Genomic DNA, 20609 nt, shown 5'->3' on the forward strand with positions numbered 1-20609 from the left:
CAACCCAGCCTTAAATTGTTAGAGAAAGGACACACCGATGTTGGACGCAAACCTGAAAAAACAACTGGACACTTACCTGCAGAATATCGTCAAGCCGATCGAGATTCGTGTGTCCACAGATAACAGTGAAAAATCCAAAGAGCTGGAAGCGCTGGTAGATGAAATCTCCGGACTCTCCAACAAAATTACTGCACAGCAGAGTCAAGCCAAGCGCACGCCGAGTATGGCCATCGCCCCTGCCGGAGAGGAACCCCGGGTTAGCTTTGCCGGTATTCCCCTGGGACATGAATTTACCTCACTCGTACTGGCACTGTTGCAAGCGGGGGGCCATCCCTCAAAAGCAGACCCGGAGCTACTGGAGCAGGTTCGAAGCCTCAAGGGTGAATTCCACTTTGAAACCTATATCTCGCTCTCTTGCCAAAACTGCCCGGATGTTGTCCAAGCGCTGAACCTGATGGCAACCCTCAACCCAAACATCACCCACGAAATGATCGACGGTGGCCTGTTCCAGGAGGAAGTTGAAAAGCGCAATGTTATGGCTGTACCTGCGGTTTACCTCAATGGTGAACACTTCGGCCAAGGCAGGATGTCCCTCGAAGAGATTGTTGGAAAGCTGGATACCGGCGCAGCCGAGCGTAAAGCTGAAGAACTGAATGAAAAAGCACCCTACGATCTTTTAGTGGTAGGGGGTGGCCCAGCGGGCGCAGCAGCCGCTATTTATGCCGCTCGCAAAGGCATTCGCACCGGCATAGTGGCAGAACGCTTCGGCGGCCAGGTGATGGATACCGTAGGTATCGAGAACTTTATCTCTGTACCCTACACCGAAGGCCCCAAGCTCGCAGCCAGCCTTGAGCAACATGTTAAAGAGTATGGTGTCGATATCATTACCGACCAACGTGCAGCCAACTTGCGACGCAACGAATTGGTAGATATCAAACTACAAAGCGGTGCGACCCTATCCAGCCGCTCTGTAGTATTGGCTACCGGTGCCCGCTGGAGGGAACTGGGGGTTCCCGGCGAAGCCGAGTACCGCACCAAGGGCGTAGCCTACTGCCCCCATTGCGACGGCCCCTTCTTTAAAGGTAAGCGTGTAGCCGTTATTGGCGGCGGCAACTCGGGCATCGAAGCAGCGATCGACCTCGCTGGAATCGTCGAGCACGTCACCGTACTGGAGTTCGCCGACAAACTGCGTGCAGACGAGGTACTGGTACGCAAGGCTCAGTTGATGGACAACATCGATATTATCGTCAATGCCCAAACCACCGAAGTCCTCGGCGACGGCAACAAGGTGAACGGCCTGGCCTATACCGATCGAGAGAGTGGTGAAAATAAGCAGGTCGAACTGGCTGGTGTTTTCGTACAGATTGGACTGGTACCCAATACGGAATTCCTTAAGGAAACCGATGTCGAGATGAATCGCATGGGCGAAATTGTGATCGACGAGCGCGGCGCAACTTCAGTCCCCGGCGTTTACGCTGCCGGCGATGCAACTACTGTCCCCTACAAACAGATAGTTATCTCTATGGGTGCAGGTGCAACTGCTTCGCTGGGCGCATTTGACTACTTGATTCGATCTTCGGTTGACTAACCCTTAAGCAAGCACAGGCCGACACTTTGCCGACCTGTGCTTAAACAATTAAGTGCACAATAAACTTTCACAGGCCCCAATCTAAGATTTAGGGTACTTCCAAAAGTAACTTAATATTTAAACACTGACTCAAACCCCCCATTAACTTCAGGGGTAGGCCCTCCAACACCTGCATTGCCCTATACTTTGATTTTCACCTACTTTTCAAAGGTATACCCTCTATTCACCGGCGACTAATTCCACTCATTAAAGAAAGCCATCTAAGTAAGATAGGTAAAGCTGGCTGGTTAACTTCCATATAGATCATGTAGATGCCCAACTTAAATAGTTGTTACACCTTTCTAAAAGAGTCTTGAAGAATTAGGCGATGATTAACAGTTTCACCATCATACTTGGTTTTTCCGCATTCATCATTACTTTTTTTCTCATTCATAAATCTCTTCACATTGTTATTAAGAGCAGCTCAAAGGACAATATCGATAAAGTATGTCAGCTAATTTTGTACACTATTTTAGTCATATTTGGCGCTATCGCACTATATCAAGAATACGAAAGCATCGGCAAAATTGGCGCAACCAGATTTTTCCGACTTGCATTGCTGTATGGCGTATCAATGTATGCGTTTGAGATAATCTTCTTACAGATAAGTCGATTTAATCAAATACATCATATCTACTACATTATTCTTGGGATGATATTCATATACCAAAATTATTATCTTGCAATATTTCCTGCTCTCTATTTTGTCGAGCTAACTGTAATTTTTGACCTAATCAGCTTTCTCACACGAAAAAGCAAAACTATAGGGTTTAAATTTTACGCTTTTTCGCTAATGGTTCACGGCTTTGTCTGGTCAATACCTTTATTCCTTTTTTATCTAATTCTTCAAGACGGATTCCCCAACGATATCTTTTTAGATTCCATTCTTCTCATTGCACTTTCTATAACCTTTCTTGCGTCAATCGGGCTCGCCAACAAAGCACCGACACTTATTACCAAGTTTGTTAAGTACCAAAGGGACAACTCTCCCTAGAAATAAAGAAAATTGTACTCGCATCAAACCGATCCGCTTCCAAAATTCTGGCCAACACCTATATAAGACGCCCAACTTCGCATACAGAAACAGCAATGGAAGGTGTGGTTTCACATGCCACTTTAGCTCCATATTTACAACAGAAACTAAACCTCTCCCTTTGATTTATATATATTATTAACAAACAGAAAACCAAGCCGATAAATTCGATAGAATATCAACCGGAATAACTCATTCATTCCCACCCCCGAACATGTGCCCACTATAAAAATTTAGTTTATCGACCTGGGAGCCCCCATGAAGAAGCCAAATTTAGCGCTATTTCTCAGTCTATTATCTGCCCTTGGATTACCTTTAGCCTCAAACAGTTTTGCTGTGAGCTGTGGCGACACGATTACTACCCAGGAATCCCTCACAGAAGATCTCTCTTGCGAAACCAATCCAGCCCTCACAATCGACGGCCCCGGTGGCGGGCTGAACTTAAATGGGTTTACTGTTACCTGTATAGAACCATTACATGAGGGCATCTATCTAACAGGGCTAGCTGCAAGCCTGTTTAATGGTGTAATAGACAATTGCAATGACTCAATAGCACTTACGGAAGATGGTGTTCATTTTGTCAGTGATATTGAGATTAACAATCTTGTAGGTGTGGGCGTACGTATTGAAAGTAACAGTAATTTTGTTACCGGCATCGTGATACCTTTTAATGGTACGCAATATGCAATAGGCATAGAAACAGCTAATCCCGCAAGCCTCAATCAGATCACTGGAAATTTTCTAGAGTTCCCGGGATTTTCAGGAATATATATAGAGGGGCGAAGCAATACAGTCACCGGAAATGAAATTCTTAACCCTGGTGATTTTGGCATAGCTCTTGATTCCGATGGAGGAAACAACTTAATCCTACTTAACACTATAATCAGTGACAGTAAAGCGAGAATATTCAACACCCTAAATGGCGATGGAGATGTGGGAATATCTGTAAGTTCAGATTCAAATCTCATTTCTCAAAATAGTATATCGAACAGCACCACTGGAATCAGAATCAACAATAGTGACAGCAATACCGTAAGCAGTAATGAAGCTGACAATAACATTGACTATGGCATAGTGATCGAGGGAACTAGCGCTGAATTCAATAACATTTTATCTAATACAGCCAATGACAATGGTATATTCGACCTTTACTCCCCTGATGATCCGAACTGCACATCTTCGAACAACTGGATTGGCAACATCTCTACAACCAATGATCCCAACTGTCTGGACTAAATATTCACTCGATTACATTCACACTCCCTAATATACAAGCAATAGCTGAGTAGTATATCGCTGGCTAACAAATAGCATAAATAACCAGGGAGCCTCTGAATAGCTCCGTGATGCCTCTGGGATACAGAGCGGTTCACAATCAAGGCGTTGTTGCGTAGGGATGTCTAGACCTTTCAAGAAGTCGCAACGCGAAGTGTGAATCGCTTTGTATGTCAAGAGATAAAAACTTCAGCCATCCTGCCTGTCTATACCTAAACAACCCCAACAATAAATAGCGCTCTAAAACAGACAAACAGCCCATTTAAATACGTAGTAATAGATTCATTATTAGAAATAGCCCTTAAGCCATCCTCTATCATTTAAATTAAGTATTATTAAAAATCATTAAAACAACTAAATATTGCAAGGGGAACACTGATATATCCTCACGAAATTCACCCAGACTAAAAAACTGCCTATCTAAGGTATCCGCAATAATTACTGACATGGTACAAACCCTATGAAAAAACTAACAATAGCCCTTTGTTACATCCTTTTAACAACCGCCGCAATATCAACCTCTATTAATAGCTATGCCGTTACCTGTGGAGGCAGTATCACTACAGCGGAGACGCTAACTGAAGATTTAAATTGCACTACAAATGTTGCATTCAGCATTGTGGGTCCATCAGGCAGCCTTAATATGAATGGCTTTACCGTTACATGCCCTCTCACAGCAAATAATGGTATAGTTCTTGGTGGGTTTTTTGCGAGAATATCCTCAGGGACTGTCGAAAACTGTAATAATAGCATTATATTAACAGGAGACGGCTCCCACCAGGTTGTAGACGTTGATATTGTTAACCCTACCTCTACTGCATTATTTGTTATAAGCGATCACAACTTTATCTCCGGTGTTCAGATACAGTCGAACGTCCCCGACTCTAACTTTGGTATACGAATTGAAGACAATGATTTCAACCAGGTTTTCGGAAATACTGTTGATGGTATGGATAACGTTGGCGTGCAAATAGAGGGGTCTTCAAATAGTGTTTCTGGCAATATAATCACCAACACCTCTGACACTAATGGCTCTGGTGTTGGTATATCTATTGAACCCCCTGGCAGCTCCAACATAGTTACATCAAACATTATCGATCAGAGTGCAGGTGAAGGCATTTTAACATTTGAATCAGATTCAAACCTTATATCTCAAAATGTAGTAACAAACAGTCTAACCGGCATCGCAATTGATAATGCAGATAGCAATACAGTCACTATCAATAGCGTTAGCGATAATACGGATTACGGAATATATATTGAGGATGCAAATGCTAGTGGCAATAACATTTTATCCAACTCATCGCTAAACAATGGGAGTTTTGATCTTTACTCCCCCGATGATCCAAGCTGCACCGCCAATACTTGGTTAGGTAATACTTTTGTTACCAGCGACCCTTCATGCCTGAATTAAGCGAAAAGATTACTCAATCGAAGGTTTAGTTTGAAGACGATAATAAAGCTCCATATCGTCTTCTTACATAATTACCAACGCAACTTTAGGATTTACATTGAATTGGAATGCTACGCCTTTATCAACAGCACCACTATTTATTTATCAGTTGTTTAACAAAAATAAGTAAAACCTCCCATTAAACTAATGTCCCACTAAATCAGCACTTACCTCTCATAGCGTCTATCTAGGCCATCTATCAAACTCATACTTGTATCAACCCCATTCACAAGGAGTACGTGCCAGGTTGTCGGCCAAATTCCGATGATCAGGCTAGTGAACGGTGATTGATACGACCTCAACCTTGAAAATGCAATGGAAAACGACATTGGTCGTACAGTCTCATCACTAAAGGAGTTACTGATGAAGAATATTGCACCTCTAGCCGCCAGTATTGCCCTGGCAATCATTAGTCAGGGCGCTATCGCCGACACCAATACCGCTACGGTATACCAGGAAGGTCTTGGGAACACTGCGACAGCTGATCAAAGTGATCCAACCGCCACAAACAATACCATCGATCAAACTCAGATCGGTGATAACAACACCAGCTATGCGGAGCAATCCGCTAACAGTGATGGTGGCACGATTATTCATAATCAAACTGGCGATATGAATACAGCCGAGTCCTATCAGGATAACTCTGTAGGCGCCTATATCGAAATCAATCAGGGAGACAACAATCAATACGTCTTCACTCTCCAGTCATTTGTTGACGGTAGCACCATGTCCATTACCCAAGATGGAGATGGTCACAGTGCAACCTTAAATCAAACTAATAGTACCGATGATGTTATTGTGGTGACTCAAGCTGGAGTAAACCAAACCGCATTTGTTACCCAAACACTGACGTCAAACAGTGAAGTCTATGTAGATCAGCTCGGCGACTCCAACCTGGCGACCCACAATCAAGTCAATGGAGACTCCAACTACTCCTCCTCATATCAGGACGGTACTACCAACACCCTAAATGTGATTCAAACCAACGATGATCACGAGAGCAACCTCTGGCAAATTGGCGACAACAATGTGGCCATTCATAACCAGACGGGTTCAGATCACTACGCACTGACCGAGCAGCTTGGGACTTCCAACTTTGCCAATATTACGGCAACAGGTATTGGTTCTTCCGCTCAAACTTACCAAAATGGTGTGGGTAACGCCCAAACAACAACACAAATTGGCGATGCGCAATCTGCTTTTGCCAATCAAACCGGAAACGCAAACGTAGGTGTGATTCTACAGTAAACGCTTCATCTCGCAGTGCTGCCCATAAATGGGCAGCACCCATGGACTCATTGGCACCGAAAGACCATCTTCCAAAGAGTTATTTCCGAACTAACTCTTCCCTTACATCCACATACCTAGGAATAACCCAAGTTCTTTACCAACTTATATAGGCGATTTCGTGTTCGTCATAGATACAATCCGCACCGTTAGTTAGTCTCTCCGTCCCATCTATCAGGATAAGTCGCCTCTATCTGATAACGTACCCCCACGCCTAACTAGACAAAGGATAGCCAAGACTTCCTCGCCGTTCAGCAGCCCTATTCGCCACTTATCCTAATTTTTATCCAGAAGAAAAAGATAGCTCTAAGATGGCAAGCATTCAGCAGGTGAACACAGAGAGAATAGTTATGCGATATATTCAAACTAGATATTCAAAGACCAACGCAAAGTTAAAGGCGCTCTTCGTAGCCGCCGGCCTGTTTTCTACTACAGCAAGTGCTAGTGGCATCGATGGGGAATGGAAGGCCACTATTCAAACAGAGAGTGACAAGATACTTCCGATTGTCCTCCATATTGATCAGGACAACGGCAAATGGACGGGGGTACTGGATAGCCCCTCACAAAAGACCTATGGCATAGAGATGCCATCACTGGAAGTTAGCAGCAACAATATATCCTTCGAAATTGAGGACTTAGGACTCAGTTACGAGGGGGCGTACAACCCAGTAGTTGAGCTTATGTTCGGTTCATTTACTCAAGGGAAGTCACTGTCTCTTAACTTCAGAAAGATAAATACTGTTCAGCCGGAGAATCGTCCACAGACACCAACAGGCCCCTACCCCTATACTATTGAAGAGGTAAGTTTTAAAAGTACAATCACAAATAATATAATCTCTGGGACACTAACCAAACCAAACTCAAGGATAAAAGCCACCGCGATCCTGATTAGTGGTTCGGGGCCGCAAGACCGGGATGAAACCGCATTCGGCCATAAAGCATTTGCGGTAATTGCCGACTATTTAACCCGGCAAGGGTACGCCGTATTGCGTTATGATGAACGAGGAATTGGTGACTCTACCGGGAGTTTCTCCACGGCAACTACCGAAGATTTTGCCAATGATACCAGTGCAATTGTGGATTATCTGAACAGTCGTAACGATCTCCCCAAGGGTAAAACGGGCTTGATTGGGCACAGCGAGGGGGGGATGATTGCCCCCATGGTAGCCAGCAATCGTGATGATATTGCATTTACAATTCTTCTCGGCGGTCCGGGGGTTAAACTACAAGAACTCTTTTTCGACCAGTGGTACAGGGATAGAAAGCACAGCGGCGTGACTGAGAAAAACCTACAAGAGTTACGCAAGATTGATAAAATTGTTTTTGAACAATTTGCTCAACTTCCTATTGGGGGAACTATCAGTGATGAGTTGCACCAATATCTCTATAAGACTGTTGAGCTCGAAGGCTTGGAAGGAGGCAAACTGGAAGCTCAAGTTGAGGTACTTAAGAAACAGTATTCCACTCCTTGGTTTCGTTATGCATTGAACTTCAACCCTGAGCCCTATTTAGAGGGTACAAAATGTCCGATTTTGGCTCTTAACGGCTCACTGGACTTTCAAGTTGATGCGGAAATGAACTTGGGCAATATAGAAAAGGTGTTGAGTAAATCCAATCATAAGGATTATGAAATTATTGAACTCAATAAAATGAATCATCTCTTTCAAACAGCCGAGACTGGTAGCTATGCCGAGTATGCGGAAATAGAGGAAACCTTTTCCCCTATTGCCCTTGAGACGATATCAACCTGGCTGAACGAGAGATTCTGATTTTATTTTCAACTAAACTCTGTGGCCCCAGAATAAGGGGCCATTTTATTAACATGTATTAATTTATGAAGTTACTGAAGTCTCCCGCACCTACGACAAAATTCTTAGTGTATCATTTTGGCGGCTGGCTAATATTCGCCCTAGTGAACTCCATTTCTCGCGGGTTACTTACCGATGAAAATTTTGAGCAACTCGCCATACATGCACTCACCCTGATATTAACCTGCGGAGCTTTAACACTAATCATCAGAGAAATGATTTATCGCTTTGACCTCTTAGATAAAAACTGGAGGCAACAGTGGCCCTACTTCTTTCTATCCTCAATCTCACTCGCATTTTCATGTGCTTATATTTCAGTTATTTTTCTATTCTCATATTACAATTTAATGGGATATACCACTCCCGAATCAATTTGGCACAACGTACTTGGCAACTGGCTTATCATGACTATTTTATTAGTAAGCTGGACCCTGATTTATGTTACAGCAGTTAATCAAGACCGTTTACTCAAAGCTGAACAGGAAGCCATTCAACTTAACCTACAGCTCAATGAGGTTAAAATGGCAGCACTTATGGGGCAGCTTAACCCACATTTCCTTTTCAATGGACTAAACAATATTCGGGCCTTAATTCTCGAGGATGCTACTAAATCAAGAACGATGCTGACAAATCTCTCTGATCTACTGAGATATACATTGATGGCACATAAACAGAAAACCGTGCCACTCAGAGATGAGCTGGAAATTGTTTGTCAATATATCGACCTCCTCAAAATACAATATGAAGATCGTTTGACTTTCAAGTTGATAACTGATCCAGAATTGATGGGAGAACGAATCCCTCCTCTTATTATCCAACTGCTTACAGAAAATGCGATACGCCACGGAATTGAAAAGTCCAAGCATGGCGGTGAAGTAACCATCAGAGTATCCCATGAAGAGGAACACCTAGTCATCACGGTAGCTAACCCAGGGACCTTAGAACTAAACGCACCTATAGAAACAAAGCCCAGCAAAAAGAAAAATGAAAATACCGGATTGGGGCTAGCAAATATACAAAAACGATTGACTCTTCAATATGGTAACAACACATCCTTCCAGATAAAGCAACAAGGGCAGCAAGTTATTGCCCAATGCCATATTCCTACTTCATCTCTACAGTTGGCGGTATAATAAGTGAAAGCCATTATTATTGAAGATTCCAGACTCGCTCGCAATGAATTAAGAGAGCTGTTAAAGCCTCACAAAAATATAAATTTAGTTGCAGAGGCAAAAGATTGTGAGCAGGCAGTTTCTCTGATTCTAAAAGAACAACCAGACTTAATTTTTTTAGACATTAATCTACCAGATGGGACAGGCTTCGATATACTAGAACAGCTTGAAACTGCACCCCAGGTTATTTTCACAACGGCTTATGACGAATACGCCATACAAGCATTCGAAGTCAACGCATTAGACTATCTCCTCAAGCCGATCAACCCGGAAAAATTAAAGCGAGCCCTTAACAAAACACTAAGTGATTCCCCTTTACAGGATGATAATCACTCATCGAATTACCTAGACACCAATAACAAGATCTTTATCAAGGACGGAGAGCGTTGCTGGCTAATAGAAATAGGGAATATCCGTTATTTTGAAAACTGCGGAAATCATGCCCAAGTATTCTTTGATAACAACAAGCCGTTTATTTATAAATCATTATCCAAAATTGAACAGCGTTTAAATCCTGAGGTTTTCTTTCGCGCCAACCGCCAGCAAATCATAAACTTGAATTTTATTCAGGATATTCAACCATGGGTCAATAGTGGGCTACTAATAACAATGACCGATGGAAAAGAAATAGAGGCTGCAAGACGCCCCGCTACTCGCTTACGGGAAATGCTAAGTTTGTAGGTCGGCCGTATAACCTGCTGCCAGGTACCATGCTGGCAGCAGCATCTCTATTACTCACCTCGTATAAATACTCTGCTGCTAATCTGAAACATCAACTTTAGCGGCGGAATTTTAATCCAGCAAAGTCTAAAGATGGACAGCTTGCCAAACTACCTGAATATCGATTCACCTTATGAAATATGTGTCCATAATAGGAGATGACACAATTCTTTACTCATTTTCAATGTCGTTTACAAGACGTCCTGAAACACACCCTAATTTATGTAGAAAGGAATCTATCAAATGTTCAAACGAGCTTCCTGTTTGGTTTTAACAGCCCTTTTATTCAGTATCACCAATTTGGTGGCGGCACAGCCAAATAACTTAGAAGAGAATAAAAAACTCGCAATGCAAGCTGTGGGGTTGTGGCTAAGCGGCAATAAGATAGATCCCAAGACAATTTTATCTCCTAACTATATAAACAACCTGGATTCTGCGACAACGGATAGCGCAGGCCCACAAAAGCGTAACCTCAAACAATTTGAAGAAGAGGTGGCTAAGTTTCACAAGGCTTTCAAAGACATCAAGGCGGTCAGTACCAAGCAAGTAGCTGAAGGAGATTTAGTCGCAACCCATGTTACAGTCAGTGCTAATCATGTCGGCTCATTTATGGGGGAAACTCCAACCAAAAAAACAATCACCTGGGATGCCGTGGAATTCTCCAAGATTCAGAACGGCAAAATAGTCGAAGCTTGGGTCACTTGGGACAAATATGGATTCCTAAAGCAGCTTGGTGCACTGAAGTAGTCAATTGCGGAGTAATACTATCCTTGACAGCAAGTCAGGATACATTCCCGCATACGGCATTCATGCTGCTCTGAACCCAAACAATCAAGATCGTCGATATTTTGGTCGGTGTCTTATATGAGTTTAGAAACTCCATCTCGAGAACTTGGCCCCCAAGAGGCCTTGTTTATAGAGATGACAAGACTCTCCTATGGTGGCTTACAATTTGTTTCTTTCATTAGAGTCTGCAAATCGTTAAGTGTTGACACTTTACGCACAGGATTAGAGTATCTACACAAACGCCACCCTCTTCTACGCGCTCGTATCCAAAGAGGGGAAAAACTTCGCTGGATTTGCGACGTTGACTTTAATGATATCCCATTAAATATAAGCCAAGTTAGTGACACTCTCAATTTAGAGGATGAGTTTAAAGTTCACGGCATAAACTGCCTGGACAGTGAAAAATATGTATACAGCATAAAGCTATACCTCAATAAAGAAGGTCTCGTAGAGTGGATTTCCGTCATCAATATACATGCGGCATTTGATGGCAGATCAGTAATGACTATATTTTCAGACTTAGACAAATTCCTGCGATCTAACGAAACACTTGAACAAGCCAAGTCACTTCCACTACAAGAGAGCATTGCGAGCCAGCTAGAGTCAGCTGGATATTTTGGAGAAAAGGGAGTTGAACATAAGAACACTGACGATTTCATCTGGCCGGTAGAAAAGCAAGCCGCTCCCAATGAGCGCAAGTCCTGTGCAATTTCATATCTTATGTCGCCAGAAAGAACTAAAAAACTCGCTAATTGGGGCAAGAGTAACGGCATAAAAATTACTGCTATTTACTGTGCCATTGCATCTATTGCTGCACGAGCAGTACCTATTGACAAAAAATTAACAGAAGTAATTTTATCGATGGATGCCAGAGGGCTATGCTCCCCAAACATTCCCATAGGGCATATTGGAGCCTTTTCCGAAACCGCTAGCTTGAAGCTCCCCCCAAATATAGAGTCTGCCAATGTTATTGATGTTGCCAAAATGCTACAAAAGCAAATCTTTTCGGTACTGCTCAAGCAGAGGCCTATGACAAAAAATCTCAGTTCAGACTATACGATGAGCGATATAACTCATATGGCTTCAGAGATAACAGCCCAACAGAAGTCCTTTCCAGCAGGGATTATTGTATCCAATGCAGGCAGCATACCTCTTTTAGCCGATGAAATGGAGTATTTTGAAATTCAGATGCCGATGATCACTCTAACTAACGGTATTAACCCATTAATGGCTGCTACCTTTACCACTTACCGTAATTCGGTCTTTGTTTTTGGGTATTGTGAACCATTGATTAGCAGACATAGTATTGATTTATTTGTTAATGAATATATGCGTATATTAAATGGCCTTATTTCGGAATAGCATTCCATGCAAGCAAATACTTTAAGCAAACAACCCTAAAATGGAAACCCTGAAAGCAGCCATTAAAAAATTAACTCTTATACAAACAAGCACATCACAAACCCGCTAAAAATCAACTTGCTCTTTGAAGTGCCAAGCAATTATTTATATTAGCAAAGCTACTTAATCTGGAACATATTGTTCACCCCATAAGCTGAATAAATTTCTTGCATCGTCTCTTCTGTGGCCTTGTTAATTTTCCTAATCATGGAATTTAATCCTGTACCATCAACAGTTGTTCTAAATGAATGTTTACCAGGCTGAACAATCAGAGACTGAATGCCAAATTGAGCCAGCTCCACGCGGTAGTTTTCTCCGATTCCCTCTATTGCGTGCTTGGTAGTATTATATGAGCCAAGAAAAGGTAATACGAATTCCCCCAAAATACTTGATATCTGGACAATAGCTCCACTACCACGCTGTTTCATTTGCTGCAAGACCGCATGAATTAGTTGTTACAATCCAAACACATTAATTTCAAAAACCAAGATACATAATCTAGCTGCATTACTTCCGCTAGATATCATTGCATATGCTATATCAATAGAAAGGCGGAGCTTACCAGCGTCGGATTTCGAGACAAGTCACCACTACCATCTAGAACAATTACACTTTCTACTTAAGCTCCGCGTAAACTCCTTACTATATTGCTTATAGATTTTGATTTATTACCATTCAGTCTTTGAAGATATAAAATAAAAGTTAATATACCCTTGGGGGTTTGTCTTTTAAAAGGCAAAACCCATAAGGAATAGATGGTTTTGGGTACAACATGGCAAGTAAGTTCAACGCCTCTTTCAAAAAGACTATTATTGCACTTGTGTATATTGCTGTTGGTTATGCTTTTTTCGCCTACGTTTATAACAATTTTTTTACGCAAACAACCACATTCCCCCGAGAGTCGGTCACCTATGATCTTACTCACAATACCGATTATCTCCAGCAAAAAGACACGATTAATATCCTCGTCGTAGCAGGCGGAGGAGTCAGAGGCTTAATTCCTCTACATGTACTGCAGTATATTGAAGACAAATTAGGGAAGCCCCTTGATCAGGTGTTCGACGTTTTTTCAGGGGTTTCCACTGGAGCCATTATCGCAACAGGCCTCAATATTCCTGATGAAGCTATTCCCAGCAGAAACGGGCAAAAGCTATCCCATCTCGACTATCTGGTTGATATCTATGAGAACGAAGTAAATTACCTTTTCTCTCCCCCTTGGTATCACAAGTTCCTAACCGCAGGCGGTCTGTTTTCACCCTCTTACTTTGGCAGCCGATTACATGAGGTAATGGAAAAACATTATACTAAAGACCTTAACTTTACTGAACTTGAGAACTACGTAATCATTCCTTCTTTAAACTTAAAGGATGGACAGATACACCTTTTCAAGAACAAAGGTGAGACGGTTAATTATCTCCCCACCGATCGGCTTTATCAATTAATGACAGCTGCGGTAAGTGCTGAAACTGCTTTTCCGCCTGTCGTATTCAATTATTCAGAAGATGAAGGTATCCAGCATTGTGAGCCTGAATTTGCAGAGTCGGAAAACGAATCCCAATGTGTGTTTGCAGATGCAGCTATAGCTATGAACAACCCGGCCAGTATGATTCTTCGAGATGTTATCAACGAATTTCCCGATAAAAATTATTACATCCTGGTATTAGGTGCTGGCAGCCCTCGACTCCTTAGTTCAACAACAAACTACGACACATTGAAAAACTGGGGACAAATAAACTGGTTTCGAGATGCATTAACAAATATGCAGCGCTCAATGGATACACACCAGCTCCATACACTGGAAATTGCAAAGTCTTTATCTGAAGAAGGGAGGATAGAATACGACTATCTAAATATCGAAATTCGAGAGCCTTTTATCGGCATATTTGAGCATAAGAAGCTCCCAAAGTTAAAGGACTATTCGGACCAACTAATCAAAGACAATCAGGCCCAAATCGATCTAATTGTCGATCATTTAAAAAGTGAAAGCATTAAAAAATAAAGCGAAAAATCTTGACAGAAAATTCCTAAATCAGCAACCACCCGCATAGCGGGTGGTATGGTGAAAGCCCCCAGAGGGGGCTTGTTACAATCCCGCCAATTGCATCTGCTCTTGCCGGCGTTCTTCAACCTCTTGATTCTTGATGTACTCTCGAATCATCTGCTCATCAAGCCCTACTGTACTCACGCAGTAGCCCCGAGCCCAAAAACGTCTTCCTGTGAAATTTCTCTGTACATGCTTGTACTTCCGAAATATCCGGATCGCAGATTTCCCTTTCAGAAACCCAACCGTATTGGAAACACTTAACCTGGGAGGAATCATTAACAACATATGAATGTGATCCCTCATTGCGTACCCCTCGACCAACTCAATGCCTTTTTGACGACACAAGTCTCGGAATATTGCTCCAATCTCACGTCTCAATGCCCCAACTAACGCTTTCTTTCGATACTTGGGCACAAATACCACATGGTACCTGCAATAATGTTTCACGTGAGCTTGGCACTGCCAATCTCGCATATGGCCTCCTTAAAGAACTTGCCGGTTCATGGAGGCCATATTTTTACTCTGCACGCCGGAACGGCAGAGCCTTGTCAAGTCTCACCGCCAGAGGCGGTGGTTTACCCATGTATTAATTACATTTATCCATGTCTCTGCCGCATCTGCTTGGGAGTCGAAGCCTCTCGATAACTCATTGTTATTCCATCCATTAATTAAATCTATATTAAAGGCTAATCGTTTTCCCTTAGAAAGCTCCGAGTAATTTGTTGTTGTTGTTGAAATGCTTGGATCATTGTGACTTTCAGCACTCTGCCCAAAACCATTAAAAATCTGGCTCAACTCCCCTCAAGCTTGACTTAACATCAATAATTTTTCCACCCCTAAACCTACAACCTGTATACTTATCAGTTACGCCAAGATCTATCACTTGAATTAATAAAATCTCACCCTTTTCGAAAACCTCTACACTCGGGTATTTGTATGAAGAAATGTCAATTTTCTTAAAACACTTGAAAAGTGAAGATGCATATTCCCCTGAAACAGAAAATTTAGGAAAATCAATTAAACTCTCCATGTTATCAGCCAGAGAAAAGGCTGGCATGAGGAGGAATATAAAAACTGAAATTAATTTCATAAAGCATTATCCACAAGGCTGCATATTGTATAGATTAAATCCACCGCTCACTCGACATATCGACCCATAACTCCCCCCTGAAACCCTAAAAATATGTTTTGACTTAGATTCAATCATATACATAATATGGTGTTTTGAATTCCCTACGTCCGGATCCGAAAAACCAAAAAATGATCCCTTCCTTTGAGGATGCGTATGATAGTGAGCCCCTCTTATTGCTTCTTCAGGTATTCGATCTAACATAAATGGGTTTCGACGAAGATGTATTAGCCCTCTCCCGCCAACTATAGGTTTTGTATATCCCCACCCATCTTTATCCTTAAAAATTGCTCCTCCAAGCTCAATATGAAGCTCGTGGGAAATATCTGCAATCGCACTTAAGATTGCAACAGCAGCTTTCTTTCTAATTTTAAACCTAGCGGCCTTACTCAATACTTTCTCATCGTATAAATTATTTATTCGAGTAGATGCTTCAAATCTATCTTTTTGTATAAGTGAAAACTCTTCATCAGTTAATTCCCCCTGTGTTGCGGGGTAAACATTATTTTCTTTACTCTGCCCACTTACACCACCAGCAGAAGATACACCTGTATTCCCCCGACTAGCCAACCCCATCAAATCCGAGGTCACGCTCGCAGCTGCCGCACTTGATGCGCCTCCCAGAGCAGTCGAGCCCATCTGAACCGTATAACCATTTGAAGTCTGTGTAACTTTCGCTGTTCGGGTCAGCCGGCTGCCGGTCTGTTGATACTCAACCTCTACCGCTTGCACCTCAATGCTTTCCTCTTCATCAACCTCATCAGCCATCTCATAACCCGAAGGATCGGTCCCTGCCAGCGGGTTATTCATAATATAACTGTAGGGATTCAAGCTCTGGCTATTGCCAGGACTCTGGATCACCGGATCAACACTCAAGAAACGTCCAAGGTTATAATCATAGGCCCGTCCATTCATATGGATCAACTCCACATCGTCCAGATGCTCGTGATCCGTAAAGCCCCGGGTACTGTAGGCGCTTTCCAGGGTCGCAGCATCTTTATCGAGAATATTGCCCTGTCGCGGCTTTCCAATGGGATCGAAGCTATGGCTTTCTTTTAGGTTGCCGGTTTCATCGCTCACGGCAACAGCGGAGCCCAGTCGGTCGCGGTGGCTGAAGCCGATCTTGTGGGTAATCTCACTGTCTTTCTCAATGCTGGTGAGCACGGCAATATCGCCGATAAAGTGGCGGTATTGAGTTTCACCGCCGCCGGTAATCTTTTCGAACAGCTTGTCGATATACAGGGTGGTCTTGCCGCTAGTTTGGTTCACCTGCTTGTAGCGCATCTGGTCGGCACCATAGTAGAAATACAGATTGGCGCCGTTGCGGCTGATGTGGGTGGGTTTATTAAAGGCGTTGTACCAAACCTGCTGCGCGCCGTTTTCATGGGTGCGGTTGCCGTTTTGATCGTAGCCATAGGTCTTGGTACCACCGCTGATCAGACTCACGCTTTTCACTGCACTGGGACCGTCACTACTGCCACCGGTGTAGCTGTAGCTGCTGGCGAAATCGTCTTTTTTCAGCAGGTTGCCGATAGCATCGTAGTCGTAATCGATACTGGGGCCATCGGTGCGGGTGCTGTAGTCCAGGCGATTGAGGGCTTGGAAAGCTTGATTCTCAAGCACAATGCCCGGCGTGCCTTTGCGGATGATTTGAAGCCGACCGGAAGGCAATAAAAACAAAAGCCCAGCGCTTAGCTGGGCTTTGAGGCAATTCAGAACAATTGGGGCTGTCCCCATCGATTCATTTTAGGGCATTAATCATTTCCTCATATACATACCCAGCACTGTTATTCTCTAAATAAAAAATGAAGGCTTGAATAAAGCTATCGAGATACCTATCTAACTTACCGATATCGACCTCAAGCTCTTTCCACTCAAGGTCCATCCCAGCCTTACTAAACACATCAGACAAATAACTTGATTTACCGATAAAACACCGCTCTGGCTGGCACCGTCTATCATTTATAGTTATCAACAATGTTCCCGTTCTTTCCAACTCCCTAGACACTAAGCAAAATAACAAGTCATCCGTTATCACTATTATTTTTTTGCTAACACCGGAAGAAGTAAAATCTTGAAAAACTGAAAACTGCTCTGTGATACCTTCAGATTTAAAAACCCAAAAAAGGTTAGCAAATTTTTCATGCAGCAAGCTGCCAATCTCAGGAACATAGCTACTCATTTGAATTTTACTCTATACGTTGGATATTCTCTTATTGCAATCGCTTCCCTTTCTGCCAGATACCAAGGGCTAGTAGGAATACCCCCTCTCGCTGGGTGCGCACCAATATCATGAATTTCTAGGCCTGCATTCATAACCCCATATATCCACCCTTTGTTAAAGGTTACAGATATTCTTTCTTTAAATGCATCATCAAAACCCTGCATATAGGCCGACTCATATTTATATCTTTCCGATATTGAAAAGGAGATGCTATTTACAGCTCGAGCATAAGGTATAACCCTATCCTCTTGACCCTCGCCAATAACTGCCACTGGATTTTTATTCCTGAGATTTTTCGCTTGAGTTTCGGCGCGGGACATACTGGCACTATAGGCATCACTAAGGATATGATCCTCCTCAGTTAGCTCTCCATTTCCCATCTGGGTTGGAAATATCGCTGCTACTACTCCAGCGCCAACAGGAGTTCCAAAAAGCGCTTGGCCAATGCGCCCTAAAATTCCCCTAGCTGCTGCACCCGCTGCACTATCAGTCGCAGTTAGTGCCAAACCAGCAGAAGCAACCCCACCAATACTTGCTTGATTGGTTGCTCCTTTACCACTCTGCCCAAATTTAATTCAGTGAGGAGCATTTAGAACCATCGTATCTTTCAAATGCACCAAAACTTCTTTCTAAATCCTTATCAATCGTCAAACCAACAGGGATACAAATAACCTTTTGTGGCACTCCCCAATAAAGCACTTTCCAAGAGTTATCATCTAACTGCTGAACAGCAACAAAAATTTCTTTTTGTCCAGTAACACTTTCTAAATGACTTGCTGAAAGCTTAACTGTAACCTCGTCAGCAATTTTTGCCTTGCCCTTTACAAGGGCTACAGATTCAAGCACCACATTATACTGATTAGAAATTAGAACCGAAGATTCTCTTAACTCTCCAGAATCCTCTGATAACAGCGAAGCTGACTTTGGCACTCCCGTAATTACAAATACTTCGGGAGTGCTCTCAGCTGACAAGCAAAAAGCCGAATCGAACAACAGCAGAAAACTGACCAACAACGTAAATCTATTTCCATATTTCACTATTTGGCCCCTCTCAAGGTTCTCCAGCGCCCAGGCTCCTCTGTATCAACTCGCCGATATTTATACTTTTGAGATATTCGCCCAACTTCCCAAATTTTACTCCCTCTCGCTCCAATTACGAAGCTAGGTTTAGCATAGGCTTTAACAGAGCTGTGATCACCAGGCCCTGGTTTTTGCTCCAAGCCTAGATAATGTACATGTGCGATCGCTGAAGCACCAGCTGTTCGGATTACCCCTCCTTGAGCCGGTAAGATACCAATATCCGTAACAACGACTTGTCCTTTAGAGTTTTGTGTCATCATCAGGAACTTTTCTCCTGTCACATTAATATTTGCTAATGCTGTTGCCTTAGAAACATTTCGAAGGAATTCAATATAAGCATCAGGGGATACAACGTCATCAACACTAGATGCTTGACGAGCATTAACTCTTGCTGCGGCCTTTTTAACTTCAGAATTGTTTTTAAACCCCTTATCCATAACGGGAGCAGTTTCCCAAATACCATCTTCTACAGCCTGCAGATACTCTTCTTGAGTAAGATTCAAACCATAAGTATTTTTTTCGGGCTCGTTACTCTGCCCACTTACACCACCAGTAGAAGATACACCTGTATTCCCCCGACTAGCCAATCCCATCAAATCCGAGGTCACGCTCGCAGCCGCCGCACTTGAAGCACCCCCCAGTGCAGTCGAGCCCATCTGAACCGTATAACCATTTGAGGTCTGTGTAACTTTCGCTGTTCGGGTCAGCCGGCTGCCGGTCTGTTGATACTCAACCTCTACCGCTTGCGCCTCAATGCTTTCCTCTTCATCAACCTCATCAGCCATCTCATAACCCGAAGGATCGGTCCCTGCCAGCGGGTTATTCATAATATAACTGTAGGGATTCAAGCTCTGGCTATTGCCAGGACTCTGGATCACCGGATCAACACTCAAGAAACGTCCAAGGTTATAATCATAGGCCCGTCCATTCATATGGATCAACTCCACATCGTCCAGATGCTCGTGATCCGTAAAGCCCCGGGTGAAGCTACCCCGGGAGTACAGTATGGGCACCACAATCTTTTGGTTGCTCACCATGGAATTTGTCAAACGCCTAACCACCCTGCGTAAAGAGCGCGGTCTGACTCAGCAAGCCCTGGCCAACGCCATCGACTTGCACGTCAATCAGATTAAACGGTACGAGGCAGGGACAGCCCAGCCTACCCTGGACACCTTGGTCAGGCTCGCCAAGGAACTGCACACCACCCTTGATGACCTAGTGTTTGGTGAGGATCACCGCAGCCCGAGCGACGACCTGCGCTTACAGTTCGAGGCGCTGAGCCAGTTTGATGAAGAGGAACGGAAGATCGCCAAGGCATTATTGGAAAGCTTGATTCTCAAGCACAATGCCCGGCGCGCCTTTACGGATGATTTGAAGCCGACGGGAAGGCAGTAAAGAAGCTGGACCCCACCACCAAGCGACAGGTCATTCAGGTGATCGATACGTTTATCGAGAATGCCAAGCTGAAGAAACAGGCTTGATAGTCCATAACGATAAAGCCCCGACAGATTACTCTGCCGGGGCTTTATATGACCTAAGGTTCAAGGCTAAGCATTCCCCTCACCTCGCT

Annotated in this window: 19 protein-coding genes; 11 read left to right on the forward strand and 8 right to left on the reverse strand. The window is 43.3% G+C overall.

The features are described from left to right. The first annotated feature begins 37 nt into the window (after nt 1-37). The 9 genes from ahpF to ACJJIM_RS12605 all read left to right on the forward strand — a co-directional run bounded on the left by ahpF (nt 38) and on the right by ACJJIM_RS12605 (nt 12523). Entirely contained in the window at nt 38-1588 is a 1551-nt protein-coding gene (gene ahpF, locus ACJJIM_RS12565) for an alkyl hydroperoxide reductase subunit F (protein ID WP_444911130.1), read from the forward strand. A gap of 1330 nt (nt 1589-2918) precedes the next feature. After that, nucleotides 2919-3896, forward strand: a complete 978-nt coding sequence (locus ACJJIM_RS12570; RefSeq protein ID WP_444911131.1) for a right-handed parallel beta-helix repeat-containing protein — start codon at nt 2919-2921, stop codon at nt 3894-3896. 499 nt (nt 3897-4395) lie between these two features. Next, the gene (locus ACJJIM_RS12575) at nt 4396-5349 is read left to right on the forward strand and encodes a NosD domain-containing protein (protein WP_444893354.1); all 954 of its coding nucleotides are present in this window, start codon (nt 4396-4398) and stop codon (nt 5347-5349) included. Nucleotides 5350-5751: 402 nt separating this feature from the next. Then, nucleotides 5752-6636, forward strand: coding sequence for a hypothetical protein (locus tag ACJJIM_RS12580; protein ID WP_444911132.1), 885 nt, complete (start codon nt 5752-5754; stop codon nt 6634-6636). 389 nt (nt 6637-7025) lie between these two features. Next, nucleotides 7026-8444: an alpha/beta hydrolase family protein gene (locus ACJJIM_RS12585; RefSeq protein ID WP_444911133.1), complete on the forward strand. Its 1419-nt coding sequence runs from the start codon at nt 7026-7028 to the stop codon at nt 8442-8444. Between the two features lie 65 nt (nt 8445-8509). Beyond that, nucleotides 8510-9616: a sensor histidine kinase gene (locus tag ACJJIM_RS12590; protein ID WP_444911134.1), complete on the forward strand. Its 1107-nt coding sequence runs from the start codon at nt 8510-8512 to the stop codon at nt 9614-9616. Nucleotides 9617-9619: 3 nt separating this feature from the next. Then, entirely contained in the window at nt 9620-10336 is a 717-nt protein-coding gene (locus ACJJIM_RS12595; protein WP_444911135.1) for a LytR/AlgR family response regulator transcription factor, read from the forward strand. 282 nt (nt 10337-10618) lie between these two features. Continuing rightward, on the forward strand, nt 10619-11122 hold the full coding sequence (locus tag ACJJIM_RS12600) for an ester cyclase (protein WP_444911136.1): 504 nt from the start codon (nt 10619-10621) through the stop codon (nt 11120-11122). Nucleotides 11123-11239: 117 nt separating this feature from the next. Next, the gene (locus ACJJIM_RS12605; RefSeq protein WP_444911137.1) at nt 11240-12523 is read left to right on the forward strand and encodes a hypothetical protein; all 1284 of its coding nucleotides are present in this window, start codon (nt 11240-11242) and stop codon (nt 12521-12523) included. 158 nt (nt 12524-12681) lie between these two features. Here ACJJIM_RS12605 and ACJJIM_RS12610 read toward each other — a convergent pair whose 3' ends face one another. Next, nucleotides 12682-13011, reverse strand: coding sequence for an SDR family NAD(P)-dependent oxidoreductase (locus tag ACJJIM_RS12610; RefSeq protein ID WP_444913395.1), 330 nt, complete (start codon nt 13009-13011; stop codon nt 12682-12684). A gap of 323 nt (nt 13012-13334) precedes the next feature. Here ACJJIM_RS12610 and ACJJIM_RS12615 point away from each other — a divergent pair, with 323 nt between their 5' ends. Then, on the forward strand, nt 13335-14561 hold the full coding sequence (locus tag ACJJIM_RS12615; protein WP_444911138.1) for a patatin-like phospholipase family protein: 1227 nt from the start codon (nt 13335-13337) through the stop codon (nt 14559-14561). A gap of 84 nt (nt 14562-14645) precedes the next feature. Here ACJJIM_RS12615 and tnpA read toward each other — a convergent pair whose 3' ends face one another. From tnpA to ACJJIM_RS12650, 7 genes are all read right to left on the reverse strand, one after another. Beyond that, nucleotides 14646-15080, reverse strand: coding sequence for an IS200/IS605 family transposase (tnpA, locus tag ACJJIM_RS12620; protein WP_413662175.1), 435 nt, complete (start codon nt 15078-15080; stop codon nt 14646-14648). Nucleotides 15081-15384: 304 nt separating this feature from the next. Beyond that, nucleotides 15385-15696 (reverse strand): hypothetical protein, encoded by a 312-nt coding sequence (locus ACJJIM_RS12625; protein ID WP_413662592.1) that lies wholly within the window; start codon nt 15694-15696, stop codon nt 15385-15387. Nucleotides 15697-15702: 6 nt separating this feature from the next. Further along, nucleotides 15703-17358, reverse strand: a complete 1656-nt coding sequence (locus ACJJIM_RS12630) for an RHS repeat domain-containing protein (protein WP_444911139.1) — start codon at nt 17356-17358, stop codon at nt 15703-15705. Nucleotides 17359-17476: 118 nt separating this feature from the next. Continuing rightward, complete coding sequence (locus tag ACJJIM_RS12635; RefSeq protein ID WP_413662595.1) at nt 17477-17917, reverse strand: hypothetical protein; 441 nt, start codon at nt 17915-17917, stop codon at nt 17477-17479. Beyond that, nucleotides 17914-18465, reverse strand: coding sequence for a hypothetical protein (locus ACJJIM_RS12640; protein WP_413662596.1), 552 nt, complete (start codon nt 18463-18465; stop codon nt 17914-17916). The genes ACJJIM_RS12635 and ACJJIM_RS12640 overlap by 4 nt, the downstream gene beginning before the upstream one ends. 64 nt (nt 18466-18529) lie before the next feature. Further along, complete coding sequence (locus tag ACJJIM_RS12645; protein WP_444911140.1) at nt 18530-18997, reverse strand: hypothetical protein; 468 nt, start codon at nt 18995-18997, stop codon at nt 18530-18532. Next, nucleotides 18997-20076, reverse strand: coding sequence for an RHS repeat-associated core domain-containing protein (locus tag ACJJIM_RS12650; protein ID WP_444911141.1), 1080 nt, complete (start codon nt 20074-20076; stop codon nt 18997-18999). Before ACJJIM_RS12650 ends, ACJJIM_RS12645 begins: the two co-directional genes overlap by 1 nt. Here ACJJIM_RS12650 and ACJJIM_RS12655 point away from each other — a divergent pair. Then, a complete protein-coding gene (locus tag ACJJIM_RS12655) occupies nt 20045-20434 on the forward strand; it encodes a helix-turn-helix domain-containing protein (RefSeq protein ID WP_444911142.1) in 390 nt (129 codons plus the stop codon). The genes ACJJIM_RS12650 and ACJJIM_RS12655 overlap by 32 nt on opposite strands. Nucleotides 20435-20609: the final 175 nt, after the last annotated feature.

The organism is Microbulbifer maximicatervae (SeqCode), from assembly GCF_052467615.1.

Coding starts and splice junctions, on each gene's coding strand:
- ahpF (WP_444911130.1), top strand. CDS start 38: ATGTTGGACGCAAACCTGAAAAAACAACTGGACACTTACCTGCAGAAT.
- ACJJIM_RS12570 (WP_444911131.1), top strand. CDS start 2,919: ATGAAGAAGCCAAATTTAGCGCTATTTCTCAGTCTATTATCTGCCCTT.
- ACJJIM_RS12575 (WP_444893354.1), top strand. CDS start 4,396: ATGAAAAAACTAACAATAGCCCTTTGTTACATCCTTTTAACAACCGCC.
- ACJJIM_RS12580 (WP_444911132.1), top strand. CDS start 5,752: ATGAAGAATATTGCACCTCTAGCCGCCAGTATTGCCCTGGCAATCATT.
- ACJJIM_RS12585 (WP_444911133.1), top strand. CDS start 7,026: ATGCGATATATTCAAACTAGATATTCAAAGACCAACGCAAAGTTAAAG.
- ACJJIM_RS12590 (WP_444911134.1), top strand. CDS start 8,510: ATGAAGTTACTGAAGTCTCCCGCACCTACGACAAAATTCTTAGTGTAT.
- ACJJIM_RS12600 (WP_444911136.1), top strand. CDS start 10,619: ATGTTCAAACGAGCTTCCTGTTTGGTTTTAACAGCCCTTTTATTCAGT.
- ACJJIM_RS12605 (WP_444911137.1), top strand. CDS start 11,240: ATGAGTTTAGAAACTCCATCTCGAGAACTTGGCCCCCAAGAGGCCTTG.
- ACJJIM_RS12615 (WP_444911138.1), top strand. CDS start 13,335: ATGGCAAGTAAGTTCAACGCCTCTTTCAAAAAGACTATTATTGCACTT.
- tnpA (WP_413662175.1), bottom strand. CDS start 15,080: ATGCGAGATTGGCAGTGCCAAGCTCACGTGAAACATTATTGCAGGTAC.
- ACJJIM_RS12625 (WP_413662592.1), bottom strand. CDS start 15,696: ATGAAATTAATTTCAGTTTTTATATTCCTCCTCATGCCAGCCTTTTCT.
- ACJJIM_RS12635 (WP_413662595.1), bottom strand. CDS start 17,917: ATGAGTAGCTATGTTCCTGAGATTGGCAGCTTGCTGCATGAAAAATTT.
- ACJJIM_RS12655 (WP_444911142.1), top strand. CDS start 20,045: ATGGGCACCACAATCTTTTGGTTGCTCACCATGGAATTTGTCAAACGC.
- ACJJIM_RS12650 (WP_444911141.1), bottom strand. CDS start 20,076: ATGGTGAGCAACCAAAAGATTGTGGTGCCCATACTGTACTCCCGGGGT.